The sequence below is a fragment of the Marinomonas gallaica genome (genome assembly GCF_049821165.1).
GTDB lineage: Bacteria > Pseudomonadota > Gammaproteobacteria > Pseudomonadales > Marinomonadaceae > Marinomonas > Marinomonas gallaica.
In genome coordinates, this window is record NZ_CP187511.1 from 1,059,771 (window position 1) to 1,075,000 (window position 15,230).

The 15,230-nt window shown below is 46.7% G+C and carries 16 protein-coding genes and 1 pseudogene (1 of these 17 only partly in view); 11 read left to right on the top strand and 6 right to left on the bottom strand.

Features of this window, described 5'->3' with window-relative positions:
- Window positions 1–22: 22 nt before the first annotated feature.
- Window positions 23–433 (bottom strand): annotated as a pseudogene (locus ACPUEK_RS04965) (ATP-dependent zinc protease); the annotation flags it as partial.
- A gap of 251 nt (window positions 434–684) precedes the next feature.
- Here ACPUEK_RS04965 and ACPUEK_RS04970 point away from each other — a divergent pair.
- Window positions 685–1,602, top strand: a complete 918-nt coding sequence (locus tag ACPUEK_RS04970; RefSeq protein WP_425642531.1) for a D-hexose-6-phosphate mutarotase — start codon at window positions 685–687, stop codon at window positions 1,600–1,602.
- A 75-nt stretch (window positions 1,603–1,677) separates the two neighbouring features.
- Here the strand turns inward: ACPUEK_RS04970 and ACPUEK_RS04975 are convergent, their stop codons facing one another.
- Complete coding sequence (locus ACPUEK_RS04975) at window positions 1,678–2,454, bottom strand: exodeoxyribonuclease III (protein WP_425642532.1); 777 nt, start codon at window positions 2,452–2,454, stop codon at window positions 1,678–1,680.
- Window positions 2,455–2,571: 117 nt separating this feature from the next.
- Here ACPUEK_RS04975 and pyrE point away from each other — a divergent pair, with 117 nt between their 5' ends.
- Window positions 2,572–3,219: an orotate phosphoribosyltransferase gene (gene pyrE, locus ACPUEK_RS04980; RefSeq protein ID WP_067220963.1), complete on the top strand. Its 648-nt coding sequence runs from the start codon at window positions 2,572–2,574 to the stop codon at window positions 3,217–3,219.
- Window positions 3,220–3,239: 20 nt separating this feature from the next.
- On the opposite strand, the gene slmA is transcribed toward pyrE, so the two are convergent.
- The 4 genes from slmA to coaBC all read right to left on the bottom strand — a co-directional run bounded on the left by slmA (window position 3,240) and on the right by coaBC (window position 6,789).
- On the bottom strand, window positions 3,240–3,836 hold the full coding sequence (slmA, locus tag ACPUEK_RS04985; RefSeq protein ID WP_067220960.1) for a nucleoid occlusion factor SlmA: 597 nt from the start codon (window positions 3,834–3,836) through the stop codon (window positions 3,240–3,242).
- A gap of 42 nt (window positions 3,837–3,878) precedes the next feature.
- Window positions 3,879–4,787 carry an acetylglutamate kinase gene (argB, locus tag ACPUEK_RS04990; protein WP_067220955.1) on the bottom strand — a complete coding sequence of 303 codons (909 nt, stop codon included), beginning with the start codon at window positions 4,785–4,787 and terminating at the stop codon, window positions 3,879–3,881.
- Between the two features lie 317 nt (window positions 4,788–5,104).
- Complete coding sequence (gene dut / locus ACPUEK_RS04995) at window positions 5,105–5,563, bottom strand: dUTP diphosphatase (RefSeq protein WP_067220950.1); 459 nt, start codon at window positions 5,561–5,563, stop codon at window positions 5,105–5,107.
- A gap of 8 nt (window positions 5,564–5,571) precedes the next feature.
- Entirely contained in the window at window positions 5,572–6,789 is a 1,218-nt protein-coding gene (gene coaBC / locus ACPUEK_RS05000; protein ID WP_425642533.1) for a bifunctional phosphopantothenoylcysteine decarboxylase/phosphopantothenate--cysteine ligase CoaBC, read from the bottom strand.
- A gap of 110 nt (window positions 6,790–6,899) precedes the next feature.
- On the opposite strand from coaBC, the gene radC reads away from it, so the two are divergent.
- From radC to ACPUEK_RS05045, 9 genes are all read left to right on the top strand, one after another.
- Window positions 6,900–7,574, top strand: coding sequence for a RadC family protein (radC, locus tag ACPUEK_RS05005; RefSeq protein ID WP_067220941.1), 675 nt, complete (start codon window positions 6,900–6,902; stop codon window positions 7,572–7,574).
- 116 nt (window positions 7,575–7,690) lie between these two features.
- Window positions 7,691–8,767, top strand: a complete 1,077-nt coding sequence (locus ACPUEK_RS05010; protein ID WP_425642534.1) for an alpha/beta hydrolase family protein — start codon at window positions 7,691–7,693, stop codon at window positions 8,765–8,767.
- A 376-nt stretch (window positions 8,768–9,143) separates the two neighbouring features.
- Window positions 9,144–9,380, top strand: coding sequence for a 50S ribosomal protein L28 (gene rpmB, locus ACPUEK_RS05015; RefSeq protein WP_067033002.1), 237 nt, complete (start codon window positions 9,144–9,146; stop codon window positions 9,378–9,380).
- A 12-nt stretch (window positions 9,381–9,392) separates the two neighbouring features.
- Window positions 9,393–9,563 carry a 50S ribosomal protein L33 gene (gene rpmG, locus ACPUEK_RS05020; RefSeq protein ID WP_417507522.1) on the top strand — a complete coding sequence of 57 codons (171 nt, stop codon included), beginning with the start codon at window positions 9,393–9,395 and terminating at the stop codon, window positions 9,561–9,563.
- A gap of 87 nt (window positions 9,564–9,650) precedes the next feature.
- Window positions 9,651–10,469, top strand: coding sequence for a bifunctional DNA-formamidopyrimidine glycosylase/DNA-(apurinic or apyrimidinic site) lyase (mutM, locus tag ACPUEK_RS05025; protein ID WP_425642535.1), 819 nt, complete (start codon window positions 9,651–9,653; stop codon window positions 10,467–10,469).
- A 215-nt stretch (window positions 10,470–10,684) separates the two neighbouring features.
- On the top strand, window positions 10,685–11,680 hold the full coding sequence (locus ACPUEK_RS05030) for a BMP family lipoprotein (protein ID WP_067220935.1): 996 nt from the start codon (window positions 10,685–10,687) through the stop codon (window positions 11,678–11,680).
- A gap of 80 nt (window positions 11,681–11,760) precedes the next feature.
- Entirely contained in the window at window positions 11,761–13,314 is a 1,554-nt protein-coding gene (locus ACPUEK_RS05035; RefSeq protein WP_067220930.1) for an ABC transporter ATP-binding protein, read from the top strand.
- Complete coding sequence (locus ACPUEK_RS05040) at window positions 13,311–14,408, top strand: ABC transporter permease (RefSeq protein WP_417507526.1); 1,098 nt, start codon at window positions 13,311–13,313, stop codon at window positions 14,406–14,408. Before ACPUEK_RS05035 ends, ACPUEK_RS05040 begins: the two co-directional genes overlap by 4 nt.
- 9 nt (window positions 14,409–14,417) lie before the next feature.
- Window positions 14,418–15,230 carry the 5' portion of an ABC transporter permease gene (locus tag ACPUEK_RS05045; RefSeq protein WP_067033024.1) on the top strand. It continues 156 nt past the right edge of the window, so 813 of the gene's 969 nt are visible here — the first part of the coding sequence; its start codon is at window positions 14,418–14,420; the stop codon falls past the right edge of the window.

Genomic DNA, 15,230 nt, shown 5'->3' on the forward strand with positions numbered 1-15,230 from the left:
CGAATATACAGCTCACTTGAGGATCAACCAGTAGGCGGCCGTTCATGGCTTCTCGGCCTAAGAGCATGCGATAACCCATGCTGTCGCGATCCGTTAACGTAAGCTCAACCTCCCACGTGCGTTCACCAAGCTGTAACGGTACTTGAATGACGTAACGTTTCTCGCGGTCGCCGCTTGAGCTTTTGATAACCCGTTGATCAACAACCTCAGCCTCGCAGTAAACAACGACTTTACGACTTTCTTGAATCGGGTGAACTTCAAAGGTTACCCAAAGCTGGCCTGCTCGCTGGAAGGATTGAATGTTGACTGCATGCAAAGACGATGTCTTAGCTCCTGAGTCGACACGAGCTTTAATTGCCGGGATGTTTAATGATGGAAAGGTGCACCATTCGGCGTTACCGATCACGGATTTCTGGTCAAAATAATCACTCATAGTGTCATATTCTCAAGAGTGTTGAAGTGGGAGAAGCGTATTAAATAAGGATAGTAGAATTGCGTTATTTTGCCTGATTTAACCTGCCATTACGATGGCAGCGTTATAGCGCAAAGTCGACGATTTAGTAAGCTATTTTTGCGTTCGGAGTATTATTTTGTGATTTGAATGTTCAGCATAACGTCAAACTATTGTAATACAGGCGTGAAGGGCTAATATGACTCAATTGAAGAGAATTTTTGGAGCGATAAATGGATGCTCAGCTGATGCGCGAGCTAGAGGAGTTAGGCGGTGAAATACTGCCTAATAGTCTGAGAGAATGCGATGAGATTATCATCGACCAGCCAAGTTTTACCGCCCGTATTGCACTGTGGGGCGGGCACTTGGTGAGTTTTGTTCCGGCCGGACAACCTGACTTACTGTTTCAATCGGCTAATGAAGGGGCGCAAACGCGCTTTGGGCGTCGCCATTTTGGTGTGCCGGTATGCTGGCCTTGGTTTGGTTCGAATGTCGAAGACGAAGATTTACCAGCTCACGGCTTAGCTCGATACTTTCGTTGGCAGCTAGTTGAAGTCGGACGTTTCAAAAATGGTGATGTGAAAATCGTTATCCGGTTAGCATCAGAGGATCATCCCCTTATTGAAGAGATGTGGCCATATGCGTTTGAGTTGCGTCAAGTGTTCCGTTTGGGGGATGGGTTTAGTATCAATTTTTCTGCTGCCAATCTAACCGACAAACCTATGCCTGTTTCTGAGGCACTTCATACTTATTTCCATATTGGCGATAATCAATCCGCGGAAGTGCGCGGTTTAGAGGGTGTGAAGTACGTTGATAAGTTTGATGACAACAAAATATCGAAACAATCTGGTGTCGTTTCGCCCTGTGAAGCATTAGATCGTGTTTATCTAAATGCGCCAGAAGTGTTAGAGCTTCATGATCCTGTGTTTAAGCGTAAGTTTGTAGTGGCGTCGGAAGGGGCTCAATCTACAGTATTATGGAACCCTGGTGAGGCGCTTGCGAAGTTAAGAACGGATATGGAAGAAGGTGACTATCGTCAATTCGTTTGTGTTGAAACTGCTAATGCACTGGATAACCAATATGAGATCCCAGCCGGTGAAATGCACCAGCTGCGCTTAACGGTTCATGCTGAGGCGACCGCTCAAGATTAAGCGAGCGCGATTGTATGTTAAAAAAGCCCGAGAATGTCGTATGTTCTTGGGCTTTTTTTATACACTCAACTCACGTTAGTCTAGATCGTATTCCATGATCAATGGGGCGTGGTCCGAAAAACGCTGCCCTTTGTAGACACTGCCACCTTGAATGATGTGTTTAAGGCCAGGTGTTGTGATTTGATAATCTAAGCGACCACCTTCATCCAGCTTCCAAGCGCGCTCATAATCAGGCCACCAAGTGTACTGTTTATCTTGTTTGTTTACTTGACGGAACGCATCGATGTATTCGTGATCATTGAAAATCTCGTTAATCCATTTGCGTTCATCAGGTAAGAATCCTGAGTTGCGTTGATTGACAAACCAGCTGCTCACATCAATGGGTGAACGTGCCACATTACACGTACCACAGAAAATAAACTCGCGACGTTTTCGGCGTGTTTTGATTAGGTGGTTCTTGAAACCTTCCATAAAGCGATATTTCTGCTCTTGTAGTGCTTCTTCGTGGTTTGAGCCGTGCGGCGTGAGGAATGAACCAATGCTGACTTTCTCGAAGTCGGCTTGGATGAAGCGTCCTTCGAAGTCACACTCAGGGAATCCCATTCCTGTCATAATCGCTTTAGGCATGGCTTTGCTGTAGATGGCCACACCTGCTTCTTCTGGATTTTCCATCGAATCAAAAAAGTACGCATTGTACCCAGATGGAAAGAAAACGCTGTCGTTTAAGCTGCGTTCATCTGCTTGAATGTCTTGCAGACACACCACATCTGGGTCTTGGCGTACCATCCATTCGAAGAAGCCGCGTTCTGCTGCTTGTTTTATACCGTTTACATTAAGGCTGATGACCTTCATTTCTGGTCCCTACAATTCCTAGCCGTGTGTTATATTAGCGCCCATTCCTTGTCAGGAAAGCATATTTTTCTGGCAAGAGGCAATTTGTTTATAGTTATTTATCTTTCTGGAGTCGGCATGAAACCTTACCAAAGAGAATTTATTGAGTTCGCCATCGAGCAAAACGTATTGCGTTTTGGCGAGTTCACACTTAAATCGGGACGTGTGAGCCCTTATTTCTTCAACGCTGGCTTATTTAGCTCAGGCCAAGCGTTGGCTAAACTGGGCCGCTTTTACGCTGCAGCCCTAGTCGAAGCAGGCGTGTCATTCGACGTTTTATTTGGCCCTGCTTACAAAGGTATTCCGCTGGCGACGACCACCGCCGTAGCGCTTTATGATCATCACGACATTGATACACCGTACGTGTTTAATCGCAAAGAAGCAAAATCACACGGCGAAGGCGGCACATTAGTAGGCGCTCCGCTGCAAGGCAACATCATGATTATCGATGACGTCATCACCGCAGGTACAGCGATTCGTGAAGTCATGGATATCATCAATACGGCGGGCGCACAGCCAGCCGGTGTTCTGATCGCACTGAATCGTCAAGAGCGTGGCCAAGGCGAGTTATCTGCGATCCAAGAAGTGGAGCGTGATTTCAATATGCCTGTGGTCAGCATCGTGTCTCTAAATGACATCATGACTTATCTATCAGAACAAGACTCTCCTGAGTTTGCTCAGCACCTTGAAGCCGTGAAAGCTTACCGCGACCAATACGGTGTCTAACGGCTAATGATTGATCACGCTTAGTCGTGATCAATCATTAAGCTTGGGGCAATAACTTGCCATTGTTCCTGCCAGGCCTGAGTTGGCTTTGTTTTAAACTCAGTACGTACGTATTGACGAATTTTCCCTTCCAATAATGCCAGTAGGTAATTCGCACAAGCGTTGCTTCCCATGGCAGGCCGCATGGCTTGTTTCAACTCAGACTCACGTAACACCTGACGCAACTGTGTTTCGATACGATCAAACAATTGGGCGATTCGAACCCGTAGTCGCTCTGTTTCTCCTGCGAGCGCATCCGCAGTTAGTAAGCGGCACATCCCAGGATTTTGCTCTGCGAATCCGAGTGTCAACTTCAAAATCATCTCTAATCGTACCAGTACATCGCTTTCTTCTTGAACGATGCGGTGGATACGAGTGAAAAGTGTTTCTTCGATAAACTCGATCAACCCTTCAAACATCTTCGCTTTGCTGGGGAAGTGACGATAGAGAGCCGCCTCAGAGACGCCCACTTCTTTTGCTAAAGCAGCAGTAGTGATACGTGCTCCAGGGCTACTTTCCAGCATGGCCGCCAGAGCTTGTAATATTTCCGTGCGTCGATCGCTTTTTTTTGTGGTCATATCAATGTTGCCTATCGCTTTTAAAATTATGTTGTTTGCGAGTTAAGCGTTTTGGTTTTGATTCGTGATCAAGGTCCCTACGCCCGTATCCGTAAAGATCTCTAGTAGCGTAGCGTGTGGTACGCGACCATCAATAATGTGCGCACTCGTGACACCGGCATTTACAGCAGAAAGGGCACAGCTGATCTTTGGTAGCATGCCGCCATAAATCGTACCGTCCGCAATCAGATTGTCGACCTGCATCGTGCTAAGGCCTGTTAGTACGTTACCTTGCTTGTCTTGTACTCCAGAAATATTGGTCAGTAGCATTAACTTTTCAGCATTGACCGCTTCTGCAACTTTACCCGCCACTAAATCCGCATTGATATTGTAGGCATTGCCTTCTTCATCAATACCAATAGGTGCGATAACAGGGATCAGGTCACTGTTTTCTAAGACTTTTAGAACACTTGTATCAATGCTTGCCACTTCACCGACATGACCAATGTCTACTTGTTCTGGTGCGCTCATGCCTTCTGCTTGATGTTTTACAAACAGCTTTTTCGCTTTAATAAATCCGCTGTCTTTACCCGTTAAGCCAATGGCTTTACCGCCAGCACGAGTAATCATGTTGACGATGTCTTTGTTTACCTGACCACCCAACACCATTTCCACCACGTCCATGGTCGCGGTGTCAGTCACACGCATGCCATTGATGAATTTAGATTCGATACTGAGCTTGGCTAGCATCTCGCCAATCTGCGGACCGCCACCATGCACCACAATTGGGTTGATGCCAATGGCTTTCATTAACACGATATCGCGTGCAAACCCTGCTTGAAGCGCTTCGTCAGTCATGGCGTTGCCGCCATATTTTATGACCAGCGTTTTGCCAGCAAAGCGCTGAATGTAGGGTAGCGACTCGCTCAATACCTGAGCAACATCTAATGCAGATTCTCGTGTGTAAGCCACGATGGGAACACTCCTATTGTTATTTAAAGAGCTCTTTTGACTGAGTCAAAGAAGAGAGTGAAGTGACGCAAAGCGTTGTTCGCTGGAGTCTACTTGAAGCATGTAGCAGAATCATTACAGCGAGTGTAAGCGACCACTTATGTCTCAAAATAATAACGTGAACTGCGTCGACTCTCTAGTTATAAATGATGAAAGTTGACGCAAAATTGACCAAAAGAAGAGATCTTTATTTACCAAAGGCAAGAAGCGTGAGGCAGTTCAAAAAGAGAGCTAATTTAGGTGAGTTTTACTCACCTAAATTAATCAGGAGCGGAGAGTTACTTGGTTCCGGTAGAGCCAAAACCACCCGTGCCGCGATCGGTTGCTTCAAACTCTTCAACGATGTTGAATTCAGCCTGAACCACCGGCAACAGCACAAGCTGAGCAACACGTTCACCTGGTTCAATAGTGAAGGTCGTTTGACCACGGTTCCAGCATGACACCATTAATTCGCCTTGGTAATCGGAGTCAATTAGACCGACTAAGTTGCCTAAGACGATACCGTGTTTGTGACCAAGGCCGGAGCGCGGCAAAATCGTCGCTGCTAGATTTTGATCTTCAATATAAATCGCAAGGCCTGTCGGAAGCAATGTGGTTTGGCCTGGCGCCAGCACAATGGCTTCGTCAAGGCAGGCACGTAAGTCTAATCCTGCAGAGCCTTCTGTGGCATAACTTGGTAATGGCAGCTCTGTGCCGATTTTAGGATTTAAGATTTTTAGTTGAATAGGTTGTTTCATCGGTTAACTCATGACATTTGGGATTGGTGTTGCGTGATCAGTTCGACAAGCTCGACGGCGAGGGCGGATTTCGCTTCTTTCGGCGGTGTCCATTGGTGGTCTTTGGATAACACGGTAACTTGGTTTTCATCATTGTTAAAACCAATATCTGTGCGTGATACATCGTTGGCGATGATGAGGTCCAGACCTTTTCGCTCTAGCTTGCTTTTTGCGTAAGCGATTACATCTTGTGTTTCAGCGGCAAAGCCAACCATGCATTTTGCGGCTTTTTCTTGGCTTAACGTGGCGATCACATCTGGGTTTTTAACTAATGTCAGCTGCATTTCATCGCTGTCACCAGTCTTCTTCATTTTCTGTGTGGCAACGTCTTTCATGCGAAAATCCGCTACGGCGGCGGCGCCGATAAAGACATCTGCTGGCGACGTCATGGCAGCACGACACGCAGTAAGCATATCGTCGGCGCTTTTTATGGCAACCAGATGCACACCGCTAGGGGCAGGTAGATTGACTGGACCACTCACGAGTGTAACCGTTGCGCCACGTACTTTGGCGGCTTCGGCGAGCGCGTAGCCCATCTTACCTGAGCTGTGATTACTGATGTAACGCACGGGGTCGATGGCTTCCATGGTTGGACCGGCCGTAATAACCCAATGTTGGCCAGTTAAGTCTTGCTGCGTAGGCATTAAAATAAACTTCAGCGATTGAAAAATATCGTCAGGTTCTTCCATGCGACCTACACCGACATCACCACAGGCTTGAGCACCGGAAGCCGGTCCAATCATGTCTACACCACGACTTTGAAGTGTTTTAAGGTTGGCTTGTGTGGCAGGGTGTTTCCACATCGCTTGATTCATGGCTGGAGCAAGGATCACGGGCGCCTCGCTAGCAAGACAAAGCGTGGTGAGTAGGTCATTTGCCATACCCTGGCTGTAGCGCGCCATAAAGTCCGCCGAGGCCGGGGCCACTAAAATCGCATCCGCCCATTTTGCTAGTTCAATATGTCCCATACCGAGTTCTGCCGCCGGGTCGAGTAAACTACTGCGGACAGGATGCCCAGAGACAGCTTGTAAGGTCATTTCTGTCACAAAGGCTTTAGCGCCTTCTGTTAGTACAACTTGTACGTCTGCGCCGGCTTTGGTTAATAGGCGGATCAGTTCAATGGTTTTATAGGCCGCAATGCCACCGGTAATTCCCACTAAAATCTGTTTATTTAAAAGACTGGACATAATAAGCTTCTGATTACAAATTAGTCGATTTTACCGTGATGTTCCTATGCGACAGGATGTCGCCAGTGCACGGTATTGAGTTTGGTAAAGCGTACCACAAGGAGGTGTTTATGAGTATCAAGCAATGGCCAGAAGCCGAACGGCCGCGAGAAAAATTAATACAGCAAGGCGCCCATATGCTCAGTGATGCTGAGCTGTTGGCGATCTTCTTACGTACCGGCACTCAAGGTGTCAGTGCGGTAGAGTTGGCACGACGGGTATTGCATCAGTTTGGTGGGTTACGAGCGTTATTATCCGCCACACGCGACGAATTTTGCCAAGGCTTCGGTTTGGGCGATGCCAAATATACCCAGCTACAAGCCGTGCTGGAAATGTCCAAGCGACATCTACAGGAACAACTGACCCGCGATACCATCTTCAACAGCGCCGAAGCGGTGCGTACTTACCTTGCCACGCAACTACGCCACTCCCAGCGAGAGATTTTTGCCGTGTTGTTTTTAGACTCACAACATCGGCTAATTCGCTACCAAGAGTTGTTTATGGGCACCATCGATAGCGCGGCCGTTTACCCGCGTGAAGTCGTTAAAGCCGCATTAACCCATAATGCCGCCGCGGTGATCTTGGCTCATAATCATCCATCAGGTGTGTCCGAGCCCAGCCAAGCGGATATCAATATTACCGAGCGCATTCGCAAAGCATTGGATCTCATTGATGTGCGCTTACTGGATCATTTTATTGTGGGCGATTCACGACCCTTGTCTTTAGCAGAACGGGGGCACTTATAAGACAAATTCTCCCAGATCCTGTTTTAGAACGTCCTAAAACCTGTTTTAGGGCGCTTTAAATGATCGCCTTCCAATAATAGACGCTTCACTTACTGAATGAGATGGGTGGGTTTATTATGAAATTATATGGTGTTTTGCTAATTTGTATTTGGGTGCAAGGCATGTTGGCTGCGCCTCTATACGCCGAAGAAAAAAGTGAGGCGTTGGTGGGGGTGCAAACGTTTCAGGTGTTTTCTAAGATGCGTGATCAGCATTTGTCAGTGGATGTTTGGTATCCGGCAAAGCAAGGTGGAATTTTAAAAGAAGTAGGTGCTAGTAAAGTATTTGAAGGGGTGCCTGCTTGGCGTGATGCGCCCGCTGTAAAAGGCTCTTTTCCGTTAGTCTTATTGTCTCATGGTTCTGGTTCATCAGTGAAAGGGATGGCGTGGATCGCTACAGAATTAGCGCGTGCTGGGTATGTTGTTGCAGGCCCTAATCACCCAAAGACAACGACAGGAGATTCGACACCAGAAGATACGCCCAAGATATGGCAACGCACCGATGATCTTTCGACTCTGATTGATTTTTTGACAACTCATTCTACATGGCGAGAATATGTTGATGAAAAGCGTATCGGTGTATTGGGGTTCTCTTTAGGTGGTGCTGCCGCGATGGAACTGGTCGGTGCAACGGCTAGCTTAGAGGATTATGCTCAATATTGTGAGCGTTACCCAAGTATGGCTGACTGCCATTGGTTTGCCTCAGGTGTGGCCTACATCAACCAAAAAAAGGTAAGTGTCGAACGTTTTGACTTGTATGAGACGGATCGAGCTATGTTTGAGCAGTCTAATATCGACCCAAGAGCTAGGGCGGCGGTGCTAATTGATCCGAGCTTAGCTCAGGCATTTGACCACACTAGTTTAAAACACATAAATGCTCCTTTATCGTTTATCAATTTAGGGGATCCAGCAAAAGTGCCTGTATCTGTCAAAGCCGATACACTCGCAGAGCTTGCCCCAAATAGTTCTCTGACATACGTCCATGATGCGGTACATTTCAGTTTTTTACCTGAATGCAGGGAAGGTGCTGCAGCGTTTTTAAAAGCAGTTAAAGAAACGGATGCCTTATGTGACGATGGTGGTCAGCGCAGTCGATCTGATATTCATCAAGAGCTGACGCAAGCAATCATTTCGGTGTTAGCTAATATTCTCTGAACGAAAGGGGAGTATAGGTAGTTCTTCCTCGACTTTTATATTGTCCATGGCAATCAAGTTAAAGGTGGAAGAAGCCTACGATCTGTACATCATTTCCAATGTCATTCTATCGTCCATAATGACTTGTTTTATTTCTGGGTTGACCTTCTTACTCTGGAAGCGAAAAAGTCTACTGAGCTGTGAATATTGATCAATTTTTTAACAAATCGTTTGCTGTTTGCAGGGGACTGTGGGAGAATTCGCGCCGCTATATCCTCGGTACGGGATTTTGTGGCCCCAGTGTCTTCTTCTCAGAAGAAGTTCCAGAGTGACCCACGCTCCGCCTGAGGAAGTATCAACTTCCAATAATTTTCGGATAGCATAAGGTAATTAAATTATGTCTCGCGTCTGTCAAGTTACTGGGAAGCGTCCTGTTACAGGTAACAACGTTTCTCACTCAAAGCGTCACACAAAGCGTCGCTTCCTTCCTAACCTTCATTGGCACCGTTTTTGGGTCGAAGGTGAAAACCGCTACGTACGTCTACGTGTATCTTCTAAAGGCATGCGTATTATCGATAAAAAAGGCATCGATTCAGTTTTGACTGAAATGCGTGCTCGTGGCGAAAAAGTATAAGGAATCTGAATCATGGCTTCTAAAGGCGCTCGCGATCTAATTCGCATGGTATCTTCTGCAGGTACTGGTCACTTCTACACGACTGACAAGAACAAACGTAACACTCCAGAAAAATTGGAGATGAAAAAGTACGATCCTGTTGTTCGTAAGCATGTGATGTACAAAGAAGCAAAAATTAAATAATTTTGCTGCTTTGTTAACAAAAAAACCGGCCTTGTGCCGGTTTTTTTGTATCTTAAATAAGCTAACCATTGTGGATTTGAGGAATTTATGCCGGAATTACCCGAAGTTGAAACCACCAAAAATGGCATTGCGCCGCATATCCTTCAGCAAACCGTTGCGCGCATTGAAATCCGCCAACCCAAGCTGCGTTGGCCGATTCCTGAAGCGGTAAGTGCATTGTTGCCAGGCCAAACTGTTCAAGGTGTAACACGTCGTGGAAAATACATTGGTGTGCATACCGCTGTGGGCACCCTAATTATTCATTTAGGCATGTCAGGAAGCCTGTACTTTGTCGAACCCGATACCCCGCCCATGTTTCACGATCATGTGGACATTCATTTTGTCGGGCTGAACAAAGTGTTGCGTTATACCGACCCGCGTCGCTTTGGCGCTATGCTGTGGAGTGACGGTGATTGGTATGCTCATGAGCTAATTTCTCATCTTGGTCCCGAGCCTCTGACGGAGGCGTTCAGTGTGGATTATCTTCATGAAAGAGCGAAAGGGCGAAAGCAGGCGATTAAGCAATTCATCATGGACAGTAAGGTCGTGGTCGGAGTGGGAAACATCTACGCTAATGAGGCCTTGTTTATGGCGGGTATTCGTCCGACACGAGCGGCCGGTAACATCAGTAAGAAACGCCTAGCGCTGTTTGTGGAATGCATCAAACAGGTGTTAGCGGCAGCGATTGAGCAAGGTGGTACCACCTTGAAAGACTTTGTTAGCGGTGAAGGAAAACCAGGCTACTTTAAACAGGAACTTAAAGTCTATGGTCGTGCGGATTTGCCGTGTACTGTGTGTAAATTGCCTTTAACGGAGATTCGTCAGGGGCAGCGTAGTACTGTGTACTGCGCGCATTGCCAGAGGTGATTGTGCGTTTTGCTGTTATTTTAAGCGGCAAACGCTTTAAAAACCGTCTACATTTTATGAATGGTGGATCCAACCAGACATAAATTCAACAGCAATAATGGTGCAAATGTGCACGCTGGCATTGCGCTCAAACAATAATCAGTTTATTTTTGACCGATTAGCCAGCTTTATCTCTTTTAAGTTGGAATCGAGAAGCATTCAAAGGGGAATCATTAATGAAAGGTGTCTTTCTTGCGTCGGCTACCGCATTAGCCATTGCAGCATCATCAGCCTATGCTGCGGATATTAAGCCAGCTGTCGTTTACGATCAGGCTGGCAAGTTTGATAAGTCGTTTAACGAAGGTGTATATAACGGCATTATCAAGTTTACGGAAGATACTGGCATTAAAATTCGTGAGTCTGAGCCTAAGAACGAAGCTCAGGTCGAGCAGAATCTCCGACGTTTAGCGAAACGTGGTTACAGTCCAATTGTCGCAGTGGGCTTCACTATGATGTCAGCGGTAACCAAGGTCGCACAAGATTTCCCTGATGTGGAATTTACCATTATTGATGCCGTGATTGACCTGCCAAATGTACAGTCGATTGTTTTTAAAGAGCATGAAGGGTCATTCCTTGTTGGTGCATTAGCCGCCATGGCGTCTAAAACCGATACGGTGGGTTTTGTAGGGGGCATGGATATTCCACTGATCCGTAAGTTTGGCTGTGGCTACGAACAAGGTGTCAAGTTTGTGACGCCTAATGCAACCGTTATTCAGAATATGACGGGGTCAACAGGTGCGGCATTTAACGATCCAACAAAAGGCTCTGAATTGGCGAAGAGTCAATTCTCTAAAGGTGCGGATGTTGTGTTTGCGGCTGCGGGTGGTACCGGTATCGGTGTTTACCAAGCCGCTAAAGATGAAGGTAAACTGGCGATTGGCGTGGACTCAAACCAGAATCATATCCAACCGGGCACAATGCTAACGTCTATGGTTAAGCGTGTTGATGCGGCTGCATACAAGGTGTTTGAAGAAGCGAATACCGGTACTTGGAAGCCTGGGTTAGAAGTACTTGGGTTGTCTGATGGTGGCGTTTCTTGGGCGCAGGATGACTACAATAAAGACCTAATCACAGCCGATATGAAAGCGAAGATGGACGACGTAAAAGCGAAAATCATCAGTGGTGAGATCAGCGTACATGACTATATGTCTGATAGCACTTGTAATTATTAATCGCTAGAGAAGCAGCTGTTCACTATTTTTAGTGGTGAGCAGCTGCTTTTTTTTGCTTGGAACTTTGCATAGAACAAAATATGAGTGATCAAACACATCCATACGCGATTGAGTTAGAAGGGATCTCGAAACGATTCGGTGCCGTACAGGCCAATAAAGATATTGGTTTGCAGGTACCCGCAGGCACGATTCACGGCATTATTGGTGAAAACGGTGCAGGCAAGTCTACCTTGATGAGCATCATCTACGGTTTCTATGAAGCAGACTCGGGTACGATCTCTATTGACGGGCAGCAGGTCGATATTCGCAATTCTCAAGATGCCATTAAAGTAGGTATAGGTATGGTTCACCAGCACTTTATGTTGGTTGAAAATTTTACCGTATTGGAGAATGTCATCTTGGGCGCTGAAGGTGGCGCGGTCTTGAATCAAGGTATTAGTGCGGCGCGCAAAGAGTTGAAGCGCTTAGAACAGGAATACAGCTTAGATATTGATGTGGATGCGGTCGTTGAGAACTTGCCTGTAGGCTTGCAGCAGCGTGTTGAAATATTAAAAGCGCTGTACCGTGGCGCGAAAATTCTAATTCTTGATGAGCCAACCGGGGTGTTGACGCCGCAAGAGGCTGATCACTTATTTCGAATTTTAAAATCTTTGACCGAACAAGGTGTCACCGTTCTACTGATTACGCACAAACTGCGCGAGATCCTTGCGTCGACAGATAATGTGTCTGTGATGCGGCAAGGTGAAATGGTAGCGCATCGTGAAACAGCAACAACTGACAAGGAAGAGTTGGCTGAATTGATGGTCGGAAAAAAAGTCCGTCTTAAGGTCAATAAAGATGAGGCTCAGCCGCAACAAGCCGTGCTAACGGCTAAAGAGTTATCGTTTTTTGATGGTCAGGGCGTCGAACGATTGAAGAAAGTGTCTCTTGAGCTCAAGGCGGGCGAGATTCTCGGTATAGCAGGTGTATCCGGTAACGGTCAGAGTGAATTATTGAATGTTCTGTCTGGGATTACGCCGATGGCATCAGGCGAGATTCAGTTCGCAGGACAGACGATCACAGCGAATGCAGCGAAGACCGCCGCGCAAATGCGTGATCTTAAGATGGCGCACGTGCCGGAAGATCGACACAAAATGGGATTGGTAACGGGTTTTGAAGCTTATGAAGCCGCAGTACTCGGTTACCATGACTCATCCGATTACAATGGCGCTATCCTAATGGACCGCAAAGCTATGTTGGATGAGTGTAATGAAAGAATGGCCGCATGGGATGTTCGACCTCCTAATCCGCATTTGAAAACGGCGAACTTCTCTGGTGGTAATCAGCAAAAAATCGTTATTGCTCGAGAAGTAGAGCAAAACCCTGAGGTGCTGCTTATCGGCCAGCCGACTCGTGGTGTGGATATTGGTGCAATTGAAAATATTCATGAACAGATAGTTAAATTGCGGGACGCTGGTAAAGCGATCTTACTGGTCTCAGTCGAGTTAGATGAAATTATGGCATTAAGTGATCGAATTATTGTGATGTTTGATGGGGCTATTGTGGGTCAAGTCGATGCAAGTGAAGCGGATGAGCGTACGTTGGGTCTGATGATGGCCAATGCATGGAATGAAGAGCAAGGAGCGCCGGAATGAGCCAAGCGAAAGTCCCTGCGTGGGTCAGTGTTGGATTGATTCCGCTGCTGAACATCTTGCTAGCATTTTTTGTTTCCGGTCTTGTGTTCCTAGCCATTGGTGAAGATCCAATCGAAGCGGCCGGTTACTTGATCTATGGTGCCTTTGGGTATGATGAAGGTATTGGTTACACGCTTTATTACGCCACGAACCTTATTTTTACGGGCTTAGCAGTATCGATTGCCTTTAAAGCGGGGCTTTTTAACATTGGTGGAGAAGGGCAGGCTTACATTGGTGGTTTGGGTGTAGGCTTGTTGTGTTTATGGTTTGACAGTTCATTGCCTTTAATTGTGATTGCGCCGTTAGCGATTATTGGTGGGGCGTTGTTTGGTGCGGCATGGGCCTATATTCCGGCTTATCTTCAGGCTCGTCGCGGCAGTCACATCGTTATTACAACCATTATGTTTAACTTCATCGCATCATCATTGATGGTATATCTAATGGTGAACTGGTTAAAAGCAGAAGGGGTGATGTCTCCTATCAGTCGTACTTTTGAAGAAAGCGCATGGCTTCCGTATATGCACGACTTGTTTTCGCCATTTGGTTTGGATATTGGGGACTCGCCATTGAATATGGCGTTTATATTGGCACTTCTATGCTGTGTGTTGTATTGGGGACTAGTTTGGCACACTCGCTGGGGGTATCAGTTACGTACTGTGGGTACAAACCCAACTGCGGCTCAGTACGCAGGTATAGATAACGCGAAAGTGACTATTTGGGTCATGCTAATCTCTGGCGGCTTTGCCGGTTTGGTTGGTGTGAACGAAATTATGGGTGTGAACCATAACTTGCTGCTTAACTTTACGGCGGGATATGGTTTTGCTGGTATTGCGGTAGCATTGATGGGGCGTAATCATCCGGTAGGCATTATTTTGGCGGCGATGCTATTTGGGGCTTTGTACCAAGGCGGCGCAGAGCTGGCTTTTGAAATCCCGACCATTACCCCTGAAATTGTGGTAGTGATTCAAGGTCTTGTTATTCTGTTTTCTGGTGCACTGGAGAACATGTTTAAAGGCAGGATTGAAGGTTTCTTTTTAAGACGAGCGGCAGCATAGGAGCGCGGTATGTTTGAAACATTAATACTGATTCTCGATGCGACGTTACGTGTATCGACACCATTGATTTTAGCCGCATTAGCGGGTTTGTTCTCTGAGCGCTCAGGAATCGTGGATATTGGTCTTGAAGGTAAGATGCTCGGTGGCGCGTTTGCGGCAGCGGCAGCGGCAGCTGTATTTGGTTCAGCTTGGATAGGTCTGCTGTTTGCCATCGGTGCATCAGTTTGCCTTGCTTTGATTCATGGCTTTGCTTGTATTACTCATCGTGGCGATCATATTGTGTCGGGGGTAGCGATCAATACCATTGTCGCAGGGTTGACGGTTACACTGGGGTTGGATTGGTTTAGTCAAGGTGGCCAAACGCCCGCTTTAACAGGTGATGCGCGCTTTACTCCGATTACATTGCCTTTTGCCGAGCAGGTCGCCGATGTGCCTGTGATTGGTTTAATCTACTCGGAGCTATTAAGCGGTCATAACATTCTAGTGTATTTAGCATTTGCTTTTGTGCCTGCGACATACTGGGTGGTGTTCAAAACGCGCTTTGGTTTACGTTTACGTGCCGTAGGTGAAAACCCTCACGCTGTAGATACTGCCGGTATTTCTGTTGCGTTGGTGCGCTATCGTGCAGTGATTATCTGTGGGGTGCTATGTGGCATCGCAGGGGCGTATTTATCCACCGCACATAATGCGGGTTTCTTAAAAGATATGAGTGCAGGTAAAGGCTATATGGCGCTAGCTGCGTTGATCTTTGGTAAGTGGCGTCCAGTGCCTGTGTTGTGTGCGTGTTTGCTTTTTGGTTTCTTGGATGCAGTAGCGGTTCGT

Coding starts and splice junctions, on each gene's coding strand:
- ACPUEK_RS05035 (WP_067220930.1), top strand. CDS start 11,761: ATGAGTGATCAAACACATCCATACGCGATTGAGTTAGAAGGGATCTCG.
- rpmB (WP_067033002.1), top strand. CDS start 9,144: ATGTCTCGCGTCTGTCAAGTTACTGGGAAGCGTCCTGTTACAGGTAAC.
- ACPUEK_RS05040 (WP_417507526.1), top strand. CDS start 13,311: ATGAGCCAAGCGAAAGTCCCTGCGTGGGTCAGTGTTGGATTGATTCCG.
- radC (WP_067220941.1), top strand. CDS start 6,900: ATGAGTATCAAGCAATGGCCAGAAGCCGAACGGCCGCGAGAAAAATTA.
- ACPUEK_RS04970 (WP_425642531.1), top strand. CDS start 685: ATGGATGCTCAGCTGATGCGCGAGCTAGAGGAGTTAGGCGGTGAAATA.
- rpmG (WP_417507522.1), top strand. CDS start 9,393: ATGGCTTCTAAAGGCGCTCGCGATCTAATTCGCATGGTATCTTCTGCA.
- dut (WP_067220950.1), bottom strand. CDS start 5,563: ATGAAACAACCTATTCAACTAAAAATCTTAAATCCTAAAATCGGCACA.
- ACPUEK_RS05010 (WP_425642534.1), top strand. CDS start 7,691: ATGAAATTATATGGTGTTTTGCTAATTTGTATTTGGGTGCAAGGCATG.
- pyrE (WP_067220963.1), top strand. CDS start 2,572: ATGAAACCTTACCAAAGAGAATTTATTGAGTTCGCCATCGAGCAAAAC.
- ACPUEK_RS04975 (WP_425642532.1), bottom strand. CDS start 2,454: ATGAAGGTCATCAGCCTTAATGTAAACGGTATAAAACAAGCAGCAGAA.
- slmA (WP_067220960.1), bottom strand. CDS start 3,836: ATGACCACAAAAAAAAGCGATCGACGCACGGAAATATTACAAGCTCTG.
- mutM (WP_425642535.1), top strand. CDS start 9,651: ATGCCGGAATTACCCGAAGTTGAAACCACCAAAAATGGCATTGCGCCG.
- ACPUEK_RS05030 (WP_067220935.1), top strand. CDS start 10,685: ATGAAAGGTGTCTTTCTTGCGTCGGCTACCGCATTAGCCATTGCAGCA.
- coaBC (WP_425642533.1), bottom strand. CDS start 6,789: ATGTCCAGTCTTTTAAATAAACAGATTTTAGTGGGAATTACCGGTGGC.